We start from the raw sequence: 20426 nt of genomic DNA, 5'->3' as shown, positions 1-20426 counted from the left end.
GGATCTGAATTTTAGGGCGGTTAATCATAAAGAATGAGGTCATGAATGGATACAATTCAAAGGAAATCTACACTCCCCTCAAAAATACTCTGGAGTCTAGTCGCGATTATTGGTGCCATTTCTTTCGGGATACTGGCAGTCAGTCGTGGTGAACATGTTAATGCAGTCTGGATGGTGCTCGCTGCAATCTGTGTGTATAGCATTGCTTATCGGTTTTATAGTCTATTTATTGCTACTCGTGTTTTTGAACTTAATTCAAGACGCTTAACACCCGCACATCGGTTAGCGGATGGTCTGGATTATGTACCGACCAATAAATACGTTTTATTTGGACATCACTTTGCTGCAATCGCGGGTGCAGGGCCTTTAGTCGGTCCAATCTTGGCAGCGCAAATGGGTTATTTGCCAGGAACCATCTGGTTATTGGTGGGTGTGGTCTTGGCGGGTGCTGTTCAGGACTTTTTAGTTTTATTTATTTCGACTCGACGTGATGGAAAATCATTGGGTGAAATGGCAAAACTAGAGCTTGGCTCATTCGCCGGTGTTGTGGTCATGCTTGGTGCGCTAGGGGTTATGATCATCATCTTAGCGGTATTGGCATTGGTGGTGGTTAAAGCACTGGCACACAGTCCTTGGGGTGTATTCAGTATTGCTGCAACCATTCCGATCGCACTATTGATGGGCGTATATATGCGTTATATACGTCCGGGAAAAATCGCGGAAGTTTCAATCATTGGCTTTGTGCTGATGATGTTAGCCATTGTTTATGGTAGGCATATCGCGGCTGATCCATATTGGGGGCCATTTTTCACTTTAACTGGAACGCAATTGACATGGTGTTTGATCATTTATGGTTTTATTGCTTCTGTTTTACCTGTTTGGTTGTTACTTGCTCCGCGTGACTATTTATCGACCTTCCTGAAAATTGGGGTGATTGCAGGTCTTGCAATTGGTATTATCGTGGCCTTACCTGAACTTAAAATGCCAGCAGTCACGCATTTTATTGATGGGACAGGACCGGTTTTTGCGGGTAGTTTATTCCCGTTCCTGTTTATTACGATTGCCTGTGGTGCTATTTCTGGTTTTCATGCCTTGGTATCGAGTGGCACTACACCTAAACTCATTGAAAATGAAAAAGATATTCGTGTAATCGGTTATGGTGGCATGCTCATGGAATCATTTGTTGCCATTATGGCCATGATCTGTGCGACTGTGCTTGATCCGGGTGTTTATTTTGCAATTAATGCGCCAGCCGCAGTATTGGGTACAACGGTTGAAAGTGCCGCAGAAGCGGTGCGTAATATCGGTTTTGTAGTCACACCAGAAATGTTGACTTTATTGGCTCAGGAAGTTGGTGAAACCACGATTTTATCGCGTACAGGCGGTGCGCCAACGTTTGCGATTGGTATGGCACATATCATCTCTGAGATTTTCAATAATCGTTCAATGATGGCATTCTGGTATCACTTTGCGATTTTATTTGAAGCGTTATTTATTTTAACTGCGGTCGATGCGGGTACACGTGCTTGCCGTTTCATGGTGCAAGATACAGTCGGGATCGTTATTCCTGCGATTAAAAAGTCAGGCTCATTTGTAGGAAATGTGATTGGTACCGCCGTTGCAGTTGGCGGTTGGGGCTTCTTTGTCTATCAGGGTGTGGTTGATCCTTTAGGTGGGATTAACTCATTGTGGCCTTTATTTGGTATTGGTAACCAGATGTTGGCAGCCATGGCACTGATTTTGGGTACAGTCATTTTATTTAAAATGAAAAAAGAAAAATATGTTTGGGTCACGATTGTCCCTACGATTTTCTTACTGATTACTTGTATGACCGCGGGCTGGCAAAAGATTTTCCATGAAAATCCAAAAATTGGTTTTCTTGCTCAAGCAAACCGTTTTTCAGATGCAATGGGTCGTGGTGAAATGTTAGCGCCTGCAAAAACTATGGCAGAGATGCAAACGGTGGTGTTATCTAACCAGATTAATGCTGTTCTTTGTGCGTTCTTTATGATTGTGGCAGTGGTGATGGTGATTGCATCGATTGGCGTGATTCGTCGTGCTTTAGCGAGTCGCGAACCGACCACACATGAAGCGCCCGCTGTGTATGCCGATCCTGAAACGGTAGCGCCTGCTTCAACGCGAGGTGAATGATCATGAATCTAAAAGTTGCTCAAAATGGTCGTGCGGTGATTGTTAAAATCATCAAAATGACCATTATGTCGCAAAAGGATCTATTACTTTCTCCAAAGAATTGGTCACGTATTGCGACATTATTTAAGCGTTTACAGCAAAGTTTCCGTTTAATGGTCGGTGTCCCAGATTATGACACTTATCTTGAGCATATGCGTAAACATCATCCAGATCTGGAACCGATGGATGCCAAGACATTTTATCGTCACTGCGTGGATTCACGTTATCCATCCAGTGGCAATCTAAAAAAATGTCCTTGTTGATATCTGTTTCATTTGTTTAGAAAAAAGCAAAAAGGGTGTATGTTGATTCATACACCCTTTTTTTAATTAGGAAAGCTTGTGATGTGGGGCATGGAAAAACTCAAAAAAACTGAACTCCAACAGGAAAATTCAGAAATTGACCAGAAAATTGCGCAATATAGCCCCAAGATTGAGCAATTCTTAGCTGAAATTAATCAACTCATTTTAGATAAATCTAAACAAACTCAACTTGCACTAACTTGTTTGTTGGCTGGCGGGCATGTTTTATTTGAAGATTTACCCGGTTTGGGTAAAACGACACTGGCGAGTGCATTAGCGAGATTGGCTGGACTGGATTTTGGGCGGATTCAATTTACCAATGATATGCTTGCAAGTGATGTGATTGGTATCAATATGTTTAATCAAAAAGAACATGTTTTTGAGTTTAAACAGGGACCGATTTTTACCCAGATTCTTTTAGCAGATGAAATCAATCGCTGTAGTCCCAAAACTCAAAGTGCCTTACTTGAAGCCATGGAAGAAGGTTCAGTGACCGTAGATAGCATACATTATGATCTACCGAAGCCGTTTTGGGTGGTTGCTACGCAAAATCCGTTATTTCAGAGTGGAACATACGCCTTGCCTGAGTCTCAGTTGGATCGTTTTTTGATGCGTCTTTCACTTGGTTTTCCGTCCCGAAACGCTGAAAAATTACTATTACAACAAGCCTCAAGGCAAGATTTAGTTGCTCGGATTCAGCCTGTCTTCAGTGCGGACGAAATTCTTGAGCTTCAAGAGCTGGTAAAACAAGTTTATCTCAGTGATGTGATTTTGGAGTACGTACTGGATTTGGCAGAACAAACCCGTAAGCATCGACATGGTTTGTCTACACGTGGTGTTCTGGCTTTAAAGTTGGCAGCTCAGGCTTATGCCTTGATTGAGAAAAGAAGTTATGTCACTTCAGACGATATACAGGCTGTTTTTGTGGCAGTCACAGCGCATCGTATGAATATGACTGAGCATGAAGCGCGTCAATGTCTGGATGCCGTGGATATTTTATAAGTGAGAGAATCAAACATGCCATCTGGGTTTCAGAAATGGTTTGCCAAACGTTTTCGTATAGATCATTTTAAAAGCCTAAAGCAACGCGATATTTTGGTTTTTATCTATCAACAAGGATGGTTGTATCTGACTTTGATTGTGATTACGTTCATTGCAGGGATTAACTATGCAAACAATCTTATTCTTGGTTTTTGTTTTTTAATTAGTTCCGTGCTATGTATTAGTTTTTATCTCACTTTTAAACAACTTCATCAATTACAGATTGAAATGATTTATCCAGAGGTAGGACAGTTGGGTCATTCCTTGATCCTAAAATTACACTATAAGCAAACACGTGCATCGGCTCGCTTTATTCAAATACGGGTAGAGGATCAAGTGCATACCGTTCTTATTGATCAAATAAGTCAGGAAGCGGAACTTGTATTTTCACCTGAGCAACGAGGTCAATTTAAATTTCCTGTGATTCAGATATATTCAACTTATCCATTTGGTTTGGTTCGGGCATGGACATATCTTTATTTAGAGCAAGAGATCTGGATCGCACCACAAAGTTTGAATCTTGAGCTTGAATATAAACAACAACATCAGCTCAATCAGCATGATCTGGAAGAATTCCGTGAGCTTCGTAACTTTAGAGAAGGAGATTCTTTTCAGGCGGTGTCGTGGAAACAAGTTGCGCGGGGGCAAGGCTTATTTGTCAAAATGTTTGAAGATGAATCGGATCAGCATCAGTTTGAAATTGATTATGCTCATATTCCATGTCAGGAACATGAACAGAAACTGAGTTGGATGATGGCATTGGTTGAGCTTTGTGAACAGAGGCAGATTTTCTATAGTTTACATTTACCAATTCAACAGCTTGAATATGGTGCAGGTGAAAAGCAAGTGATTGAGGCACGCAAGTTATTGGCACAAGCTTGACCTGTTTTGCGAGTCTATTTGACTGGCTGAGTTGTTATATAGCGAAAAAGAAATTTTGCACAAAAAAGATGCACTTCAATCTATCTTGTCTTGTTAAGCAGAATCGAAAAAGTATTTTAGTTGCAACAATAGGTTGTTTATTCGATGATCAATCTGACAAAGTGTAGATGCATCGATAAAAATCAGATTGATGAAGTCAAATATATTTTAATACTAAATTAATTAAGTGTTTGATAGATAAAACAAAATACTTTGACTGCTAAAAATATATCAATTTATTTATATCACTAGTGTGAACCTATTTTGGCATAGCCCTTGCTAATCTATAACTGAGTATAAGCGGTTAGTGCGTTCAGTCGCATGGGACATTGCTCTACAGCGCAAGCTGTTCCTCTTAGGGGGACGGGGTTTTTATTGATCATAATAAAAGCCTTGAGAGTGTGTCATAAATAAATTGATCAGCACACTTAATGCCTCCTTTGAATGAATAGCAAAAGCTTTCACCTATTCATCAGAGGTTTATTATGAAAATTTATAACTGTTTAGGCAAAACGCGTCTGGCTGTGGTTGCCGCATCATTACTTTTTACTTCTTTGGCTCAAGCCAATGATAAATTGATTTTACAAACGACGTGGTATGCGCAGGCAGAGCAAGGTGGCTATTATCAAGCATTAGCAGAAGGGATTTATAAAAAACATGGTTTAGATGTCACCATCAAAGTCGGTGGCCCTCAAATCAATAACATGACCCTGCTCTTGGCTAAACGCGCCGATGTCATTATCAATTATGATTTACAAGTCTTAAAGGGAATCGAAAGTGGTTTCCCAATCAAAGCCATTGCTGCGCCATTCCAGTTTGATCCACAAGGGGTGATTACGCATAGTGATGTAAAATCACTGGCTGATCTAAAAGGTAAAACCGTTTTGGTTTCGACCAGCGGACAAGCAAGCTGGTGGCCGTGGTTACGTGGCAAGTATAAATTAGACAATTCTCAGGCACGTCCTTATACCTTTAATATGCAGCCGTTCTTGGCAGGTAAAAATGTTGTACAACAAGCCTATGCAACTTCAGAAGTCTTTCAAGCAAAAAAAGCAGAACCATCCAGTAAATTCTTTTTATTCGCGAATGATGGCTATCCAGCCTATGGCGGAATCTTAGTGACCCGTAACGATCTTTTACAGAGCAAACCAGACGTGATGCGCCGTTTTGTAGAAGCTTCTATGGAAGGTTGGAAAAGTTATCTGAAAAATCCTGCTGCGGGAAATGCCATTATTAAAAAAGAAAATCCAAATATGGATGATCCACTTTTAGCCTTTGCTGTTGGTCAAATGAAGAAGCTTGGTCTGATTGATGGTGGTGATGCCAAAACGATGGGCATTGGTGTTATGACCGATGCGCGTTGGAAGAAAACGCGTGATTTTATGGTGCAGGCTAAATTATTGGATGCCAAAGTGGATTGGAAAGCGGCTTATACCACTCAGTTTGTTAAACCCACTGCCAAGAAAAATTAAGCCGACCAATTAGGTTGTAAAAATGCCAAAGGGGGAACCTAATATGAATTCAGCAGTTTCGGTCAGTATTGCGACAGAACCTAGTGCAAACCTGAGTAGCCCTATGTTGATGGTGCGTGGCGTAGAAAAAGTGTATCCAAATGGAACACATGCTTTGCAGCGCTTTGATCTGGATATCCAGCGCGGTGAAATTGTGTCACTACTTGGGCCATCGGGTTGCGGTAAAAGTACCTTACTCAAAATGTTTGCCGATCTTGAGCAGCCATCTGCGGGACAGGTGCGCTGGAACGGGAAAGCTGATATGCAATCTCAGTGCAAAATGGCAATGGTGTTCCAAGAAGCAACTTTAATGCCGTGGGCAAATATTCAGGATAATGTGCGTTTGCCACTGGATTTACGACATGTGTCTAAAAATATCAGCAATCAAAAAGTAACCGCTGCTTTAACTTCTGTTGGTCTGGGTAAATTCGGTGAATCTTATCCGAAAGAACTGTCTGGTGGTATGCAGATGCGCGCATCACTGGCTCGTGCATTGGTCACTGAACCTGATTTATTGCTGATGGATGAACCTTTTGGTGCTTTGGATGAGTTTACTCGCCATCGCTTGGATAGTGATATTCGGACTTTGTGGTCTGAGCGTGATTTAACCATTGTTTTTGTCACACACAGTATTTATGAAGCTGTTTTTTTATCGTCACGTGTCATTGTGATGGGTGCGCGTCCTGGTCGAGTAGTGGCTGATATCCGAATTGAAGGCCCTGATCATCGCGATGAACATTTTAGAAACTCAGATATTTTCATGAAGCAATGTGCGCATTTATCTGAAGTATTAGAGCAAGCCAGTGGAGGCGAACATCATGGTTAAACCGTTAATGAGCCATCCTAAATTTCGCCGTATCGCTGCACCTTTGCTTTTGGGCGTCGTATTATTGTTAATTTGGCAAATCAGTTTGCAACAACTCAATGTCCCTGTTTATTTGATTCCAAAACCTTCCGATATTGGTCATGCTTTGGTGTCTCAGTCAGGCTTACTTTTTGGAAGTCTGTGGGTAACTTTAAAAGTGACACTACTGGCTTTTCTTTGCGCCGTTGTGATTGGAACTTTGATTGCTTTCTTATTTGTACAAAGTCGTGTGATTGAAGCCTGTTTTATGCCTTATGCCATTTTATTTCAGGTCACACCGATTGTTGCAATTGCGCCTTTAGTGATTATCTGGATTCAAAACACGACTTTGGCTTTAGTGGTGTGTGCCATGTTGGTTGCTATTTTCCCAATTTTAACCAATACCACCTTAGGTTTACGCAGTGTCAATGCAGGTTTGTTGAATCTATTTCGTATCAATAAAGCCAGTCGCTGGCAGGAGTTAATGCGTTTACGTGTACCAAATGCGTTGCCATATTTCTTTGGTGGTTTACGGATTTCCAGTGGTTTGGCTTTAATTGGAGCGGTGGTATCCGAGTTTGTTGCTGGAACAGGTGGAACCAGTGCAGGATTGGCGTATCAGATTTTACAGGCAGGATTTCAGCTTGATCTACCGTTAATGTTTGCAGCACTGTTCTTGATTACTTGCACAGGATTGGTTTTATTTGTTGCAATGTCCATGTTAAGTCAAATGTTTCTAAACAAATGGCATGAGAGTGAGCAGACCTGATGAATTATCTAATTAAAAATGCACACGCAATTTTAACAGGTCTGGCTGGTGAAGCAGCGCGTATTCAGGCAGACAGTATACGTATTGGAAATGGCGTTACTACCGAGATTGGCTCATCACTCAGCTTACAGGCCAATGAAACGGTAATCGATGCACGAGATTGCGTGATTTATCCTGCTTGGGTAAATACCCATCATCATTTGTTTCAGTCACTTTTGAAAGGTGAGCCGCAAGGCCTGAATCAAAGTTTGACACCGTGGTTGGCTTCTACACCCTATCGGTTTCGTGGGGCTTTTGATGAAGAAAGCTTTCGATTGGCAGCGCGTATTGGTTTGATTGAACTGCTGCGATCAGGCTGTGGGACTGTCGCAGATCATCATTATTTATATTGGCCAAATATGCCTTTTGATGGCGCGGAAATTTTATTCGATGAAGCCGATCGACTCGGTTTACGTTTTATCCTGTGTCGTGGTGGCGGGACGTTAACCCGCGGGTTGGAAGCAGAACTTCCGCAGGCATTACGTCCAGAAAAATTTGAAAATGTGATTGCTGATATTGAACGTTTAGTCAGTAAATATCATGACAGTCGCCCGCAAGCCTTTAAAAGAATTGTCATGGCGCCAACAACGGCATTACATTCGACTACACCAGAACAATTACGTGAAACGGCACAAGTTGCAAGACGTTTAGGCATTCGCTTACATAGTCATTTGTCTGAAACGGTGGACTATCTGGATGCGGCGCGGGCCAAATTTGGCATGACGCCTGTTCAATTTTGTGCTGAGCATGATTGGGTCGGTGAAGATGTTTGGTTTGCACACTTGGTTAAACTTTTACCAGAAGAAATTCAGCTTTTAGGGCAAACTAAAACAGGGATTGCGCATTGTCCACAAAGTAATGCGCGTCTCGGCAGTGGAATTGCAGATCTGGTAACTCTAGAAAAAGCGGGAATGAATATCTCAATTGGGGTGGACGGTGCTGCCTCCAATGAAGCCGCAGATATGCTGTCAGAAACTCATGCAACATGGATGTTACAGCGTGCCCGTAAAGGTATGTTTGCCCAACCAAAGTATGATGGTGGGACGTTTGAAGGCGGTGCTGATGCGGCGACCGTCGAAGATGTCATCCGTTGGGGGACGCAAGGCGGGGCACAGGTTTTGGGTTTATCTGATATTGGTACGCTTGAAGTCGGTCAGCAGGCTGACTTGGTGGTGTATCAACTCGATGATTCACGCTATATGGGGTTGCACGATATGGCAATTGGGCCTGTCGCCAGTGGTGGTCAGGCACAAATTAAACACATGCTGATTGGCGGTAAGACAGTGATTGAAAACAATCACATCCCTAATCTGGATATGCGTGAATTAGCCGCACAGGCTCGTGAAGCTGTCAAAAAACTTCAGCAGCGCGCTGAAAACATGGCATTAGCTTCATAAATCTGTATTAAAAAACAACAGCTCTCAATGGAGAGCTTTCTTTTTGCTACTGAAATGTAGTTGTCGCTTGAAAAAAATGATCAAGCCGAGCTAGTCTAAGCTATAGAGCAATAAATACAGGTAAATCCTTATGATACTTAATACTCATATCGTCGAATCAGATCATGTAACCAGTAACACACCAGTGGTTTTATTACATGGTTTATTTGGTAGTTTGTCGAATTTGGGTGTTATTGCTCGAGCTTTGAATACCAATCATAAAATCATTCAAATTGATTTGCGTAATCATGGTTTATCACCGCACAGTGATGAAATGAATTATGAAATTATGGCGCAGGATGTGATCGATACTTTAGATGAGCTTGGTATTCAACAATTCAGCTTAATTGGCCATTCAATGGGTGGAAAAACTTCCATGAAAATCACAGGATTATATCCTGATCGTGTCGATAAATTGATTGTATTAGATGTCAGCCCTGTGGCTTATCAGGGGCATCGTCATCGAGATATTCTGGATGCCATTAATGCTGTTCGTGCAGAGCCGCATGAGTTGAGTCGTAAGCAAGCGACAGAGATTATGAAACTATACATTCCACAAGATGGCGTGATTATGTTTTTACTCAAATCTTTTAATCAGGGGCATTGGTTATTTAATGTCGATGCGCTTGAAAAACAATATCCAAATTTGACTGGCTGGAATGACATTGAGCCGTGGAATAAGCCGTGTTTATTTATTCAGGGCGCGAAGTCTGAATACATTCAAACAGAATATGAAAAAAATATTCGCGAACAATTTCCACTGGCTGAAATTAAAACCATAGAGGGTGTAGGACATTGGTTACATGCAGAAAAACCTGAACAAGTGGTCAAACTTATTCAGGATTTTTTACATGAACAAGGTGAGTCACGCGCTTATTGATGCAGCATAAATCGTTAAGATTTGGCTCTAAGTACATTGAAATAAGCGTTAGAGTCAGTTTTTCTCATCAGCTTGTGAAGCTTGAGTTAAGAAATGAGGAGTTAAAAATTAAATTAATCAGGATCTGTCGCTGAATAAAACTTCACGCCAAGTTTAATCCGATCACGTCCCTGACTCATGCGCCAGCGATTGCTATCACGTAGCGAATAGACGCAACCGCAATATTCTTGTTGATAAAATTCTTCACGTTTACTGATTTCTAGCATTCGAGTCGCACCGCCATTTTTACGCCAGTTATAATCCCAATAGTGTATATCTGGATAATGTGATGCGGCACGAATCCCACAGTCATTAATTTGTTGCATATTTTTCCATCGAGAAATGCCCAAGGAACTACTAAAAATTTTAAAATCGTGTTCATGGGCATACAGCGCCGTGCGCTCAAAACGCATATCAAAACACATGGTACAACGAATACCTTTTTCAGGTTCGTTCTCCATTCCTTTGGCACGTTGAAACCAGTTGTCTGTATCGTAATCACAATCAATAAAAGGAATATTGTGCTTTTCGGCAAAACGAATATTTTCTTCCTTGCGAATCAAATATTCCTTAACAGGATGGATATTTGGATTATAAAAAAAGATGGAATAATCGATTTCAGAATGCAACAAAGTTTCCATGACCTCACCTGAGCATGGTGCACAACATGAATGTAGTAATAATTTATCAGCTTGCGCTGGAAGTTCGAGTTTAATACGCGATTTGCTCATGAAGACAAAATAAAGAATAAAATAGTTTTTTAAATTTAACTCAAATCATTCGAAGTAACCTGAAACTTATTCACGCAAAGTTGAGTGATCTTCATTGTTATCTCGTGATTTAAAAATATAGATATTCTAAATCAAAAAATTAAGATAAATTTATGATAAAGACTTACGGAAAAAGGAACTTAATTTCTATGAATGTCGAGTCGAGATAATAGATAGTCTTCTTTCATTCAAGTTTATTAGACTCTAAGTGTTTATTTCCTTTGATTATCTTTGACTTGCAGAAAATATCCACAAAGTCTCCATAATTTTACTATAATATAACAACTAATAATGATTCTTGTTATTGTTTCTATTTTTTGTTTCAGACATATCAGGGGATATTGCATATGTCTAGTTCTGAGTTAACACAACAGTCATCTGTTCAGGTTCAACAGATGCCACGGTCAAAACGTGCATCTAAAACCACACCTATTTCATATCGTATTCAAATTTTTATACGTTTTGTGGTTGCGTTATTTGGAGGTTATGCACTATCTGCTTCATTGGCCGTCGTAATCAGTTTAGCTTTTAAAAATACGCCTACCAGTGCAGTCATGACGGCAACCATGCTCGCTTTTATCTGTCATGTTTGCGTCTTTATTTGGGTATTTTTGCAGCATTCATTGATTAAATCGATTATGGGTGTGATGATTCCTTTACTGATTTTAACTGTCATCTACTTCGGCTTAGGAGGTACATCCTAATGCGCGTAGATGGAAAGGCCGAAGGCCCGCGTCAGTCAATGTCATGGTTACACACTTGGTCGAGTTTGATTTTGGGCTGGTTGTTGTATGCGATTTTTCTCACAGGAACTTTGAGTTTTTTCCAAAGTGAAATGACGGTCTGGATGAAGCCAGAGTTACATCAGTCATTACCGCCTCAGTCACAAGTGCAACAGGTTCAAACGGCATTAAATTTTTTACAACATAAAGCCCCAGACGCAGGTGCATGGAATATCAATTTACCTTCATCACGTCAAACGACGACTGAACTTAACGTTCGTGGTGCCAATGAAGATCCAAGAGCACGGCGCGGTGGTGAGCGTATTACGATTGATTCTAGTACGGGTGAAGAAATTAAAGCGCGAGAAACCCGTGGTGGTGGTTTCTTGTATCGCTTTCATTTTGAACTTTATGGTATGCCACGAATTTGGGCACGATGGATAGTCGGTATCGCGACATTGATGATGTTCGTTGCCATTATCAGTGGTGTGATTACGCATAAGAAAATTTTTAAAGATTTCTTTACTTTTCGTGCAGGCAAAGGTCAGCGTTCATGGTTAGATGCGCATAATGCGACCGCAGTACTGGCTTTACCTTTTCATATCATGATCACGTTTAGTGGTTTATTGCTACTGATGTATATGTTGATGCCTTGGGGAATTTCTTCTGTATATCCTGATCGTATTCAATTTTTACAGGCACAGCGCGCTGAAATGTTAGGTGAAAAGCCACCATCACATCAGGAAGGTGTTAGGAGAGAAGGGCGTGGCGAACAAAGTCAGAATCAGGGCAATCGCAATATGGTGGCAGGTCAGGACAGATCTCAATCGATGTCGCGCGGTGAAGGATCGGTCTCTCAATCTGGACAGCAACGAGGCGAGCGTCGTAACGGCGCTCCACGGGATGGCGCCAGAGAGCGCCGTGATTTATCAACACAAACTGCTGCATTGACTGACATCACACCTTTAATGTTATACGCACAGAAGCAATGGCCAGATAACACAGTTGGTACTATCAGTATTATTCGTCCGAACACGACCAACAGTGAAATTGAGATTAAGGCGTTGTATGCTGAAAGTGTACTGCATCGTAACGTTGTTCCAACTCTGATTTTCAATGGTGTCACAGGGGAGTTGGTTTCAGATGCGAAACCTGTTTATATTTCAGTTCCCACAGGAATCTATAATGCTGTGACCGTGTTACATGAAGGTCGTGGTCTAGATCCTGGACTAAGGTGGTTGCTGTTTATTTCAGGGGTGGTTGGTACCTTGATGGTCGCGACTGGGCTGATTTTGTGGTGTGTTAAACGTGCGCCGCAACAAGAAAAACAGGGATTTAAAAGTTTTGGCTTTCGTTTGGTTGAAAACTTAAATATTGCTGCGATTATTGGTTTGCCTATCGCGATTGCCAGTTATTTTTATGCAAATCGCCTTATTTCTGCACAACTGGAAAATCGTTCTGATTTGGAAATTAAAACCTTTTTCTGGATATGGTTATTTACGCTTATTTATGCTGCTTTACGTCCTGCACGTCAGGCGTGGCTTGAACTTTTGACATTGGCTGCACTGATGTATTTGTGTATTCCAGTCCTCAATGCTTTGACGGATGGACGTGCTTTATGGAGTAGTATCTATCATGAGCAATGGATGGTCGCCAGTTTTGATTTGGTCTGTTTATTTTTAGCAATCCTGTTTATCTTTAGCTTCTTTAAGTTAAAAAAACATAAAGGTACAGTTAAAGTTAAAAAGCATATTCAGCCGAAACAAGCTTTGGCAGAAGCGGTTGAGGAGGCATGATGATTTTTTTCATACTCTATATATTATGCCTATGGGGATTTGTGGCTTTAGCTTCTTATCTGGATAAACACCAAAGCCAAATTTATCAAAAAGTCTTATCTCGCCAAAAAGCAAAATGCGCTTTAGCTGTGGGCTATATACTCATTACAATAGCTTTAATCATTGCGATCAAAATGCTTAAAGCTTCAATTGGCATGAGTTACTGGTTTGGTATTTTGACTTTAGCTGCATTAACTGTGGGTTGGACATTATCTTATCAATCACAGCGCTTTTTTAAAGTGATCGGTAGTCTCAGTGTGTTTAGTTTTATTGGGTTGTTACTTGTAGCACTTCGTTAATTAAGCAGCAAATAATCGGAGTTTAAGAAAACCCTCAAATTTAAATTTGAGGGTTTTCTTTTATATGAGGCAAGTGAATATGTCTTTTGAATATTATTGAGCTGCTACAGCCACGCTAATAATGGTGTAGTACTGATTCTGTGGTTTTTGTGCTGGATCAACCGATTCTGTGACTTCAATCAGATATTCTCCTGCATGTGGAAAAGTGATAGCCGCATTCCCTTGTTCATTGGTTTTAAACTGTATGATCTGCTTGTCTGATGCACCTTTGGCACGAACATTAATTTCAGCCTGTTTCAGTGGCTGCTGTGACTTGCTGATTTTTAAGTTCTCTGGTTGATTGGCTTTGAGCTGGGTTGGATGATGACTAAAGACCACTTGAATCGGTGCTGTGCCTGACGTGCTAAGCGGCGTTGCTTCACCTTTAGTGATATAACTTTGCAATGTCCATTCACGCGTAATTTTTTCTGAAGTGTATTTTTTATTTTTAAAATCATCTGGAATCAAGTATTCACGCTGAGACTTTTCACCTGCTTTATCTGCGGGAACTTCAAATAACATTTTCCATTGCTTTTGATCTTTGACATAGGTCAAAGGGAATTGGGCTTTCGTCTCTACCAAATAAGTGCCTTTAACAGGTAATGCCAAATCTGCCACACTGACTGATTTTAAAGTACTGGTGACGTCAATTTGGCTGCTTTCTTGTTGGGGATTAATGACTGTAATTTTGGTATCTTTAAGCGCATGTTCACTATTTAAAGCTTCCTCTGCGTAGCCTGCAATTAAAGGAATCTGTGTATTATCGGTATGATAACTTAAAGGTGCTAAATATGGTTCGTGGGCAAAAGCAGAAGTAGTCAGCATTAAACATGCAAGAAGTTTTATTTGATTCATTGAAATAACCTGATCGGAGCAAAAAATTTAAACAAGCTATTATAACTAATAATCATTATCGTTAAATCAATTTTTGCTATTTAAACCCCATAAATCATTAAAATAAGCTTAAAAAAACAATCAAATGCCAAATTAAATCATTTCAACACTAAAACTTGTCTGTGCAATCTGGAACTGATTACGACCACTACTTTTTGCAAGATATAAAGCATGATCGGCTTTGGCTATAAAATCAGATATATCACAGTCTTGATTTGGCGTCATGGTTGCTACACCTGCGCTAATCGTCACGTGGGAAGAGACTTGGCTAGAAGGGTGAAGTATTTCAATGTTTTTGACGGCATTCATTAAGCGTTTTACATGCAAAATTGCTTCAGATTCATCGGTCATTGGAAATAATAATAAAAACTCTTCACCTCCATATCTGGCTGCAACTTCGCCACTGCGCGAAACAAGTGAGGCAATAGATGTTGCAATTTTTCTTAAGCATTCATCGCCTTGGACGTGTCCTAAGGTGTCATTATAATTTTTGAAAAAATCAATATCGACCATCATCACTGTAATGGGAGTTTGATAACGTATCGCCCGATTCCATTCAGCAGATAAAACCTCATCCAGATAACGTCGGTTGGCAAGTCCTGTCAATGAGTCTTGTTGTGAGAGTGCAGATAGTTTCTGAGCTTGTTGCACTAATTCCAAACGGTTGAGTTCAATGATGCAATCCTGTAAATAATTTTCCCGATGTTGTCGGTCTGTTGCATAGGCCAAAGCCATACCTAGAAAGCTACTAAATGTGTAAGTTCGATTTAATAAAGTCCAGTCAATTGCTCCATTTAAAGAATGGCTGACGACAATTCCAATAAAGCCTCCCAACCAACCCGCAATCAGGGCAGTATAAAAACGCATCCCTACAAACCCATAGATAATAACGATGGCATACATCATGGCTGCATGATACAAAATGCTGCTCTGACCGCGTTCAAGCACATTGATCATAATGAAAGTAATCGCGACAGCAGCGCAAGAACCTAAACAAACATAGAACTCGAAATAGGGATTAAGTTTTTTGACAAAAGATAAGAGCCATGCAATGAATACGATGATCCCAACCCAGCCATAATAGGAAAACCATTCATGGACTTGGCCTTTGGGTAATGTCTGATAAATACCGAAACATAAAAAAGCATATAGTGCTAAGATAATGGGAGCACGAAAGCGAAACTCATATGCAGCTTCAGTTTGATATTGTTGACGATAAGCAGACTCAAGCCGTCTGGGAAACCAGACAACATTTAACCCACGTGCAATCAACTGATCGATTTGTTCACGGGTTAATATATTTGAGCCATGTAATCTCATAGCTTATCTCACTGTCCTTGAAATTGTTAAGATCGTTATGTTTCATCATGTCCTATATTTCTTTTACTCTTTTTTATCAAAAAATAAAAGTCTGCTAAGCTGAGCTTATAATGTATTTTTTGCTAAAAATTATTTTTAAAATAAAGAATCTATTTTTTATAATATTATAGTCATAAAAAAATAGAAATAAATGATTTATGTAAATGTTTAAAAAATTATAAATCTTTATAAAACTATAGTTTTATCTGTTTTTAGTTGAGCTTATAAGTCATTGGAATCATTTGGTTAATGTAAATAAAAATTGGGGTTAAAATTATAAATTAAAAAACAGACTTAAATTGTCACATTCTGCCAAATTTTAAAAATAAAATAAAATGTTAAAATAATAAGGGAAAATAAAAAATAATTTGAATTATCTTTGTTTTATTTAAGAAATTGAGATTAAATTCACAAAGTATAAGTCATCCTATAAAAAACTGATCAATAACTTTAGAAAGATATTCTCTCTTATACAAATAGTAGGTAATATATTTTTTGAATGAGTCATCGATACTGAAACTAAAAGTGACTCCGATGAAATGAAGAAAATCTTTAAATTTCATGCAATAAATGACACTTACGGTTGATCATAGAAAGGGAAGAGAACGATGGGAGCTCTTACGCAAGGATTAGTACTTGAAATTACACCACATTCTGGTTGGGCTCAAGCATTTTGGGATGATTTAGTTCCCGTAAAAGAGCGAGTGAGTCATCATCCTTTATTTATTGACATGGCCAATGGAAAATTGTCGTTGGCGTGTTTTCGTCTTGCGCTATTGAATTTTTATCCTTTGGTCGCACATTTCCCTTCTTATATGGCACTGGCTTTATCAAAAGCAACCGATTTCACTCAACCGGGTGTTACTGAAAGTCGAGATTGGCTTATTCAGAATATTAAAATTGAAGAAAGGCATCTAAATTGGTATCGAGAGTGGGCGGTTGGTTTTGGGCTAACGGTCGATGAGTTGGATCGTGTCACGCCTCCAGTAGAAATGAATGCAGTGAATCATTTTTTATGGAATATGAATTATCGCAGTTCATTGGCTGAATGTCTGGCAGCAACCAACCTTGCGATTGAGTGGGCGACAGGAGATTGGTCAATTCAGGTCTATAAAGGAATTAATGCATATATCGATCATCCTGAAGTCAATATTAATAAGCGTTCACTGGCATGGCTACGTGCGCATGCACATTATGATGATCTGCATCCTTATGAAGCGATGGAACTGATTAAACGTTTATGTGACCATCAACCTGAGTTACAAACAAAAGCCTTTAAGGCAGCTCGAGAAGGGCTTGAATATTATGAGTTAGCACTGGATTATTGCTATAAACAACACGCTTAATCGCTAACACAGTGTGAATAAAAAGGCTCTGTCGATTTAAACAGAGCCTTTTTTTGATTATTTGATATTGTGATCTACTAAATGTTGGCGAAGAATACGTCTGAGTTCAAGGACAGCTTCAGGAGTTTTTTGAATCGAATGTCCACCTTTAATGATAACTTCTGATGTTGCTCCATCCAGATGCGCGCTCTTGTAAGGAACAATACCATCAGTCATCACATCTGGATCTTTGCTATTAGTTTTGTTGCCAATAATCGAATGGAAAACAAAGCCTTTTGGCGGGTTAATATCTTCAGTTAAAGCCATGAATTTAGATTTATGACTTAAATCACTTGGTCCATTTTGAATAAGACCTTTATCAATACGAGTCAGGATATCTTTCGCATCGATATCTTGATTGGTAATGGTATCAGTCACTGCACCGAGGAAAGCACCAGGTAACTTAATAATTTTACGGGCCGCACGAGTAAACCATAAATCTGCGAAATCAGTTCCACGATTCGGCGATGACATGAAAACAGCACGGTCAAAATTGGTAATCGGTTGAATTTTTAAACGTTCTGATACGATAGGGTGTTTTTTGAGCTTGGCTTGTTGATATGGACTCATCATCGACAAAGCTGATTGGGAAATATCGGCATTACTCACCAAAAGTCGACTGATAATGCCACCCATACTGTGTCCAATCAGAACGGCATCTTTGTCGGCTGGATCGTTTGGATTGAGTCCACCAAATGCTTGTTTAAGCAGAGCATATATTTGGAAACGGCTCTCCAATATCGGCATATTGGTCGAATAAAAGACCTGCCATACCTGATAATGTTCACGTAAGATACTATCTCCCATAATGTCATTGGTTAATGCAATCCAAGCTTCAGGACTACTTGCTAAACCATGAACCAGAACAATCACTTTTTTGTTTGGGTTATAGGGTTCAAGCATATAAAGATGTGGCATGGTCAACCGTTCTTCACGGTCAATCAGGCTTAAGTAGGCAGCAGCGCCTAAATTATTTTCTGCAAGCCATAAACCGTATGGGGCAGAAAAGTTTGCAGCCAATGGATAGCTCTTTCCTGCGATATCCACATTTTCTGTACGATATGGATCCATGACCTGCACAGTAATGTTAGGTGAATTAATAATGTCATCAACACTCTCTGCTTTGACTGGTCGTGCGACGATGGTTGCAGATAAATATCGAGCCTTGTGGATATTAGGGTTTATGCTTGTTTGGTAAGATGCATTGAGAGGATCGAGAATATATTTATTATTGGATTTTTCCTCTGATGCTGGAAAAACCGCGACAAACTCTGATCCGAAACCATCACGACGGTTGATGGTACGTAGCCCAGAGAAATTCAAATTATAGCTTGAGATAAATCGATCTAACTCTTTATTTTTTAACAGTTGATATTGATCCAGATTGATATTGTAAATGCTATTACCAATTTTTACGCTATCAGTTGCTTTTTTCACACTTGAACGTTGCGCGCTAATCGTCACTAATTTAGCAATGGCCTGATTATAAAAATCGCGAATTTGAACTTGTCTGTTATCAAAAATACGATCTATCGGTTTGCGTTTGGTCTTAAATAAGTATGCATAACTATAACGAATACTTTTATCCAGCATTTTGAGTTGTTCAGTTTGACAGTCATCATAGGTTTGTTGCGTTTGTCGTTGATGGTCTTCTGAACGATGCTTGGTAATGCTGCTCACGGTACATGCAGAGGATTTATCCAATTGCATGGCTTTGGCTAGATAGAGTTCACTTGCCGTTGAGAGAAATTGCTCATCGACAATTTCAGGGATCATTTTGAGTTCATTGACACAGGACGTCGGTTGATCCATACAAATTTTGGCTTCACGTCCAGACATGGAAAGAACATTTAGGCTCGCTTCACTTAATTTGTCTTGCATCAAAATACTATTACGTTCATTGGCAATAGTGACATTCACTGCTTGTTGTTTGACACTAACAACCTGACATCCGCTCAGCAGTGTAATTGAAAAGGCAGAAACCAAAAATAAAGTGCTATTTTTTTTTCTAAAATTAATCATGGTTTATAAAGAGAATCTGATAGAAACTTAGTTTGATCATACGTGATCTGTGTGAATTTTCAATTCACCCCAATTATAATTCACAAAAAAGGCTGTAGAAACAGCCTCATTATGAAAGGGATGATATTAAGATGCAGGTTTAGCTGCTATGGCAGGATTATTTAACACCTGCCAGACATTCCATCGTCCTTGTTTCTCAATCTCAGTGAGCAAACGGTCAGCGACTTCTGCTTCATCTGGATATTTGATTTTGTAATTTTTTAGGGTTTGGATCGCGTTTTTCTTTTGTTCCATTGCAATGTAGTTATTGACAGAAGCTAAATAAGCTTCTTGTACACCGCCTTGCATGGCTTTATTTAAATAAGGAATAGCTTCGCTTTGACCACCACCTTCAGATAAACCAAAACCAAACCAGAAATTCGCTTCTGGGTCTTCTGGATTAATTTTGAGTAAACGTTGAGCGTAGGTCAGCGATTTAGTGGTATAGGCAGAGCCTAAATCCAGATTACGACCTAAAACACTGGCTTTGAACGCACGAATAAGCACGTCAAATGATGCATTTGGATTGGTTGCTAGCGTATCTAATTGATGTGAAACTTCTTTTAATTTGCTTTCGTAGCCTTTACGTTCCTGACGATCGGTGAAGCGTGGTGGATAATGACGGGCTTTACCTTCAACCAATTGTAAAAAGTCATCTATATCAGTGACATCAAGCTCATTTTCACCAGCAAGGGCTGCATATTTCATCGAGCGAGTGTTGCTATTGACCGTTGGAATAATCAGTTTATTGACATCAAGCGTAATACTTTTATTTGGATCGTTTGGGTCTTTAACCACCATTTTGGTTACAGGCTGAGCCGCAGCTTCTTTAAGAGCAACTTCAAAAGGAGGGGGGGCATCATAATTGAATGGATTTAATGCATAAAATGGAGGTGAAACGTCAGGTTCGGTAAAAACAAAAGGTTCAGGTGCATTATTTTTTTTGACAGCAACAGGACTACATGCAGTTAATAGCGACGCTGCGAGTAGTGTGTATGCCAAAGGCTTAAGCATCATATAAACGTCCATTCTTTGTTGTTTAAAGTTAAAAAGATGTTTGTCGAGCCAGTCTAAGAAAAGCCAGACAAAC

At 39.8% G+C, this 20426-nt stretch carries 18 protein-coding genes; 13 read left to right on the top strand and 5 right to left on the bottom strand.

What is annotated here, in order from left to right:
- Window positions 1–45: 45 nt before the first annotated feature.
- From EGS47_RS17405 to EGS47_RS17365, 9 genes are all read left to right on the top strand, one after another.
- Window positions 46–2151: a carbon starvation CstA family protein gene (locus EGS47_RS17405; protein WP_125269846.1), complete on the top strand. Its 2106-nt coding sequence runs from the start codon at window positions 46–48 to the stop codon at window positions 2149–2151.
- Window positions 2151–2453 (top strand): YbdD/YjiX family protein, encoded by a 303-nt coding sequence (locus tag EGS47_RS17400; protein WP_171063279.1) that lies wholly within the window; start codon window positions 2151–2153, stop codon window positions 2451–2453. The genes EGS47_RS17405 and EGS47_RS17400 overlap by 1 nt, the downstream gene beginning before the upstream one ends.
- An 81-nt stretch (window positions 2454–2534) precedes the next feature.
- Window positions 2535–3494 carry an AAA family ATPase gene (locus EGS47_RS17395; protein ID WP_004989608.1) on the top strand — a complete coding sequence of 320 codons (960 nt, stop codon included), beginning with the start codon at window positions 2535–2537 and terminating at the stop codon, window positions 3492–3494.
- Between the two features lie 15 nt (window positions 3495–3509).
- Window positions 3510–4415, top strand: a complete 906-nt coding sequence (locus EGS47_RS17390) for a DUF58 domain-containing protein (RefSeq protein WP_004989606.1) — start codon at window positions 3510–3512, stop codon at window positions 4413–4415.
- 524 nt (window positions 4416–4939) lie between these two features.
- Window positions 4940–5926, top strand: a complete 987-nt coding sequence (locus EGS47_RS17385) for an ABC transporter substrate-binding protein (RefSeq protein WP_004989605.1) — start codon at window positions 4940–4942, stop codon at window positions 5924–5926.
- 43 nt (window positions 5927–5969) lie between these two features.
- Window positions 5970–6791, top strand: coding sequence for an ABC transporter ATP-binding protein (locus tag EGS47_RS17380; protein ID WP_010588771.1), 822 nt, complete (start codon window positions 5970–5972; stop codon window positions 6789–6791).
- Complete coding sequence (locus tag EGS47_RS17375; protein WP_004997010.1) at window positions 6784–7578, top strand: ABC transporter permease; 795 nt, start codon at window positions 6784–6786, stop codon at window positions 7576–7578. Before EGS47_RS17380 ends, EGS47_RS17375 begins: the two co-directional genes overlap by 8 nt.
- The gene (locus tag EGS47_RS17370; protein ID WP_034697706.1) at window positions 7578–9014 is read left to right on the top strand and encodes an amidohydrolase family protein; all 1437 of its coding nucleotides are present in this window, start codon (window positions 7578–7580) and stop codon (window positions 9012–9014) included. The genes EGS47_RS17375 and EGS47_RS17370 overlap by 1 nt, the downstream gene beginning before the upstream one ends.
- 130 nt (window positions 9015–9144) lie before the next feature.
- A complete protein-coding gene (locus tag EGS47_RS17365) occupies window positions 9145–9933 on the top strand; it encodes an alpha/beta fold hydrolase (RefSeq protein WP_004997016.1) in 789 nt (262 codons plus the stop codon).
- Between the two features lie 113 nt (window positions 9934–10046).
- Here EGS47_RS17365 and EGS47_RS17360 read toward each other — a convergent pair whose 3' ends face one another.
- A complete protein-coding gene (locus tag EGS47_RS17360; protein ID WP_004997020.1) occupies window positions 10047–10703 on the bottom strand; it encodes an epoxyqueuosine reductase QueH in 657 nt (218 codons plus the stop codon).
- A gap of 386 nt (window positions 10704–11089) precedes the next feature.
- Between EGS47_RS17360 and EGS47_RS17355 the strand changes: the two genes are divergently transcribed.
- From EGS47_RS17355 to EGS47_RS17345, 3 genes are read left to right on the top strand one after another with little or no spacing between them, the layout of a single operon-like run.
- Window positions 11090–11446, top strand: coding sequence for an iron transporter (locus EGS47_RS17355; protein ID WP_125269845.1), 357 nt, complete (start codon window positions 11090–11092; stop codon window positions 11444–11446).
- Entirely contained in the window at window positions 11446–13260 is a 1815-nt protein-coding gene (locus EGS47_RS17350; protein ID WP_004997023.1) for a PepSY-associated TM helix domain-containing protein, read from the top strand. The genes EGS47_RS17355 and EGS47_RS17350 overlap by 1 nt, the downstream gene beginning before the upstream one ends.
- Complete coding sequence (locus EGS47_RS17345; protein ID WP_035254256.1) at window positions 13257–13598, top strand: DUF3325 family protein; 342 nt, start codon at window positions 13257–13259, stop codon at window positions 13596–13598. The genes EGS47_RS17350 and EGS47_RS17345 overlap by 4 nt, the downstream gene beginning before the upstream one ends.
- 93 nt (window positions 13599–13691) lie before the next feature.
- Here EGS47_RS17345 and EGS47_RS17340 read toward each other — a convergent pair whose 3' ends face one another.
- Together EGS47_RS17340 and EGS47_RS17335 are read right to left on the bottom strand one after the other, a co-directional pair.
- Window positions 13692–14492, bottom strand: a complete 801-nt coding sequence (locus tag EGS47_RS17340) for a DUF4198 domain-containing protein (RefSeq protein WP_004997027.1) — start codon at window positions 14490–14492, stop codon at window positions 13692–13694.
- Window positions 14493–14624: 132 nt separating this feature from the next.
- Window positions 14625–15851 carry a GGDEF domain-containing protein gene (locus tag EGS47_RS17335; protein ID WP_004997029.1) on the bottom strand — a complete coding sequence of 409 codons (1227 nt, stop codon included), beginning with the start codon at window positions 15849–15851 and terminating at the stop codon, window positions 14625–14627.
- 647 nt (window positions 15852–16498) lie between these two features.
- Between EGS47_RS17335 and EGS47_RS17330 the strand changes: the two genes are divergently transcribed.
- Window positions 16499–17236, top strand: coding sequence for a TenA family transcriptional regulator (locus EGS47_RS17330; protein ID WP_125269844.1), 738 nt, complete (start codon window positions 16499–16501; stop codon window positions 17234–17236).
- A 57-nt stretch (window positions 17237–17293) separates the two neighbouring features.
- Here the strand turns inward: EGS47_RS17330 and EGS47_RS17325 are convergent, their stop codons facing one another.
- Together EGS47_RS17325 and EGS47_RS17320 are read right to left on the bottom strand one after the other, a co-directional pair.
- A complete protein-coding gene (locus tag EGS47_RS17325) occupies window positions 17294–19297 on the bottom strand; it encodes a lipase family alpha/beta hydrolase (RefSeq protein WP_125269843.1) in 2004 nt (667 codons plus the stop codon).
- Window positions 19298–19423: 126 nt separating this feature from the next.
- On the bottom strand, window positions 19424–20353 hold the full coding sequence (locus EGS47_RS17320) for an ABUW_2363 family tetratricopeptide repeat lipoprotein (RefSeq protein WP_004989597.1): 930 nt from the start codon (window positions 20351–20353) through the stop codon (window positions 19424–19426).
- Window positions 20354–20426 lie beyond the last annotated feature (73 nt).

Origin of the sequence: Acinetobacter sp. FDAARGOS_515, assembly GCF_003938865.1 — a bacterium.
GTDB classification, from domain to species: domain Bacteria; phylum Pseudomonadota; class Gammaproteobacteria; order Pseudomonadales; family Moraxellaceae; genus Acinetobacter; species Acinetobacter ursingii.
Note: the sequence above shows the minus strand (reverse complement) of the source record. Positions and strands in the feature narration are given on the sequence as shown.

Bases quoted from the DNA above. Each gene is read 5' to 3' on its own strand.
- EGS47_RS17405 (WP_125269846.1), top strand. From the start codon at position 46: ATGGATACAATTCAAAGGAAATCTACACTCCCCTCAAAAATACTCTGG.
- EGS47_RS17395 (WP_004989608.1), top strand. From the start codon at position 2,535: ATGTGGGGCATGGAAAAACTCAAAAAAACTGAACTCCAACAGGAAAAT.
- EGS47_RS17390 (WP_004989606.1), top strand. From the start codon at position 3,510: ATGCCATCTGGGTTTCAGAAATGGTTTGCCAAACGTTTTCGTATAGAT.
- EGS47_RS17385 (WP_004989605.1), top strand. From the start codon at position 4,940: ATGAAAATTTATAACTGTTTAGGCAAAACGCGTCTGGCTGTGGTTGCC.
- EGS47_RS17380 (WP_010588771.1), top strand. From the start codon at position 5,970: ATGAATTCAGCAGTTTCGGTCAGTATTGCGACAGAACCTAGTGCAAAC.
- EGS47_RS17375 (WP_004997010.1), top strand. From the start codon at position 6,784: ATGGTTAAACCGTTAATGAGCCATCCTAAATTTCGCCGTATCGCTGCA.
- EGS47_RS17370 (WP_034697706.1), top strand. From the start codon at position 7,578: ATGAATTATCTAATTAAAAATGCACACGCAATTTTAACAGGTCTGGCT.
- EGS47_RS17365 (WP_004997016.1), top strand. From the start codon at position 9,145: ATGATACTTAATACTCATATCGTCGAATCAGATCATGTAACCAGTAAC.
- EGS47_RS17360 (WP_004997020.1), bottom strand. From the start codon at position 10,703: ATGAGCAAATCGCGTATTAAACTCGAACTTCCAGCGCAAGCTGATAAA.
- EGS47_RS17355 (WP_125269845.1), top strand. From the start codon at position 11,090: ATGTCTAGTTCTGAGTTAACACAACAGTCATCTGTTCAGGTTCAACAG.
- EGS47_RS17350 (WP_004997023.1), top strand. From the start codon at position 11,446: ATGCGCGTAGATGGAAAGGCCGAAGGCCCGCGTCAGTCAATGTCATGG.
- EGS47_RS17345 (WP_035254256.1), top strand. From the start codon at position 13,257: ATGATGATTTTTTTCATACTCTATATATTATGCCTATGGGGATTTGTG.
- EGS47_RS17340 (WP_004997027.1), bottom strand. From the start codon at position 14,492: ATGAATCAAATAAAACTTCTTGCATGTTTAATGCTGACTACTTCTGCT.
- EGS47_RS17335 (WP_004997029.1), bottom strand. From the start codon at position 15,851: ATGAGATTACATGGCTCAAATATATTAACCCGTGAACAAATCGATCAG.
- EGS47_RS17330 (WP_125269844.1), top strand. From the start codon at position 16,499: ATGGGAGCTCTTACGCAAGGATTAGTACTTGAAATTACACCACATTCT.
- EGS47_RS17325 (WP_125269843.1), bottom strand. From the start codon at position 19,297: ATGATTAATTTTAGAAAAAAAAATAGCACTTTATTTTTGGTTTCTGCC.
- EGS47_RS17320 (WP_004989597.1), bottom strand. From the start codon at position 20,353: ATGATGCTTAAGCCTTTGGCATACACACTACTCGCAGCGTCGCTATTA.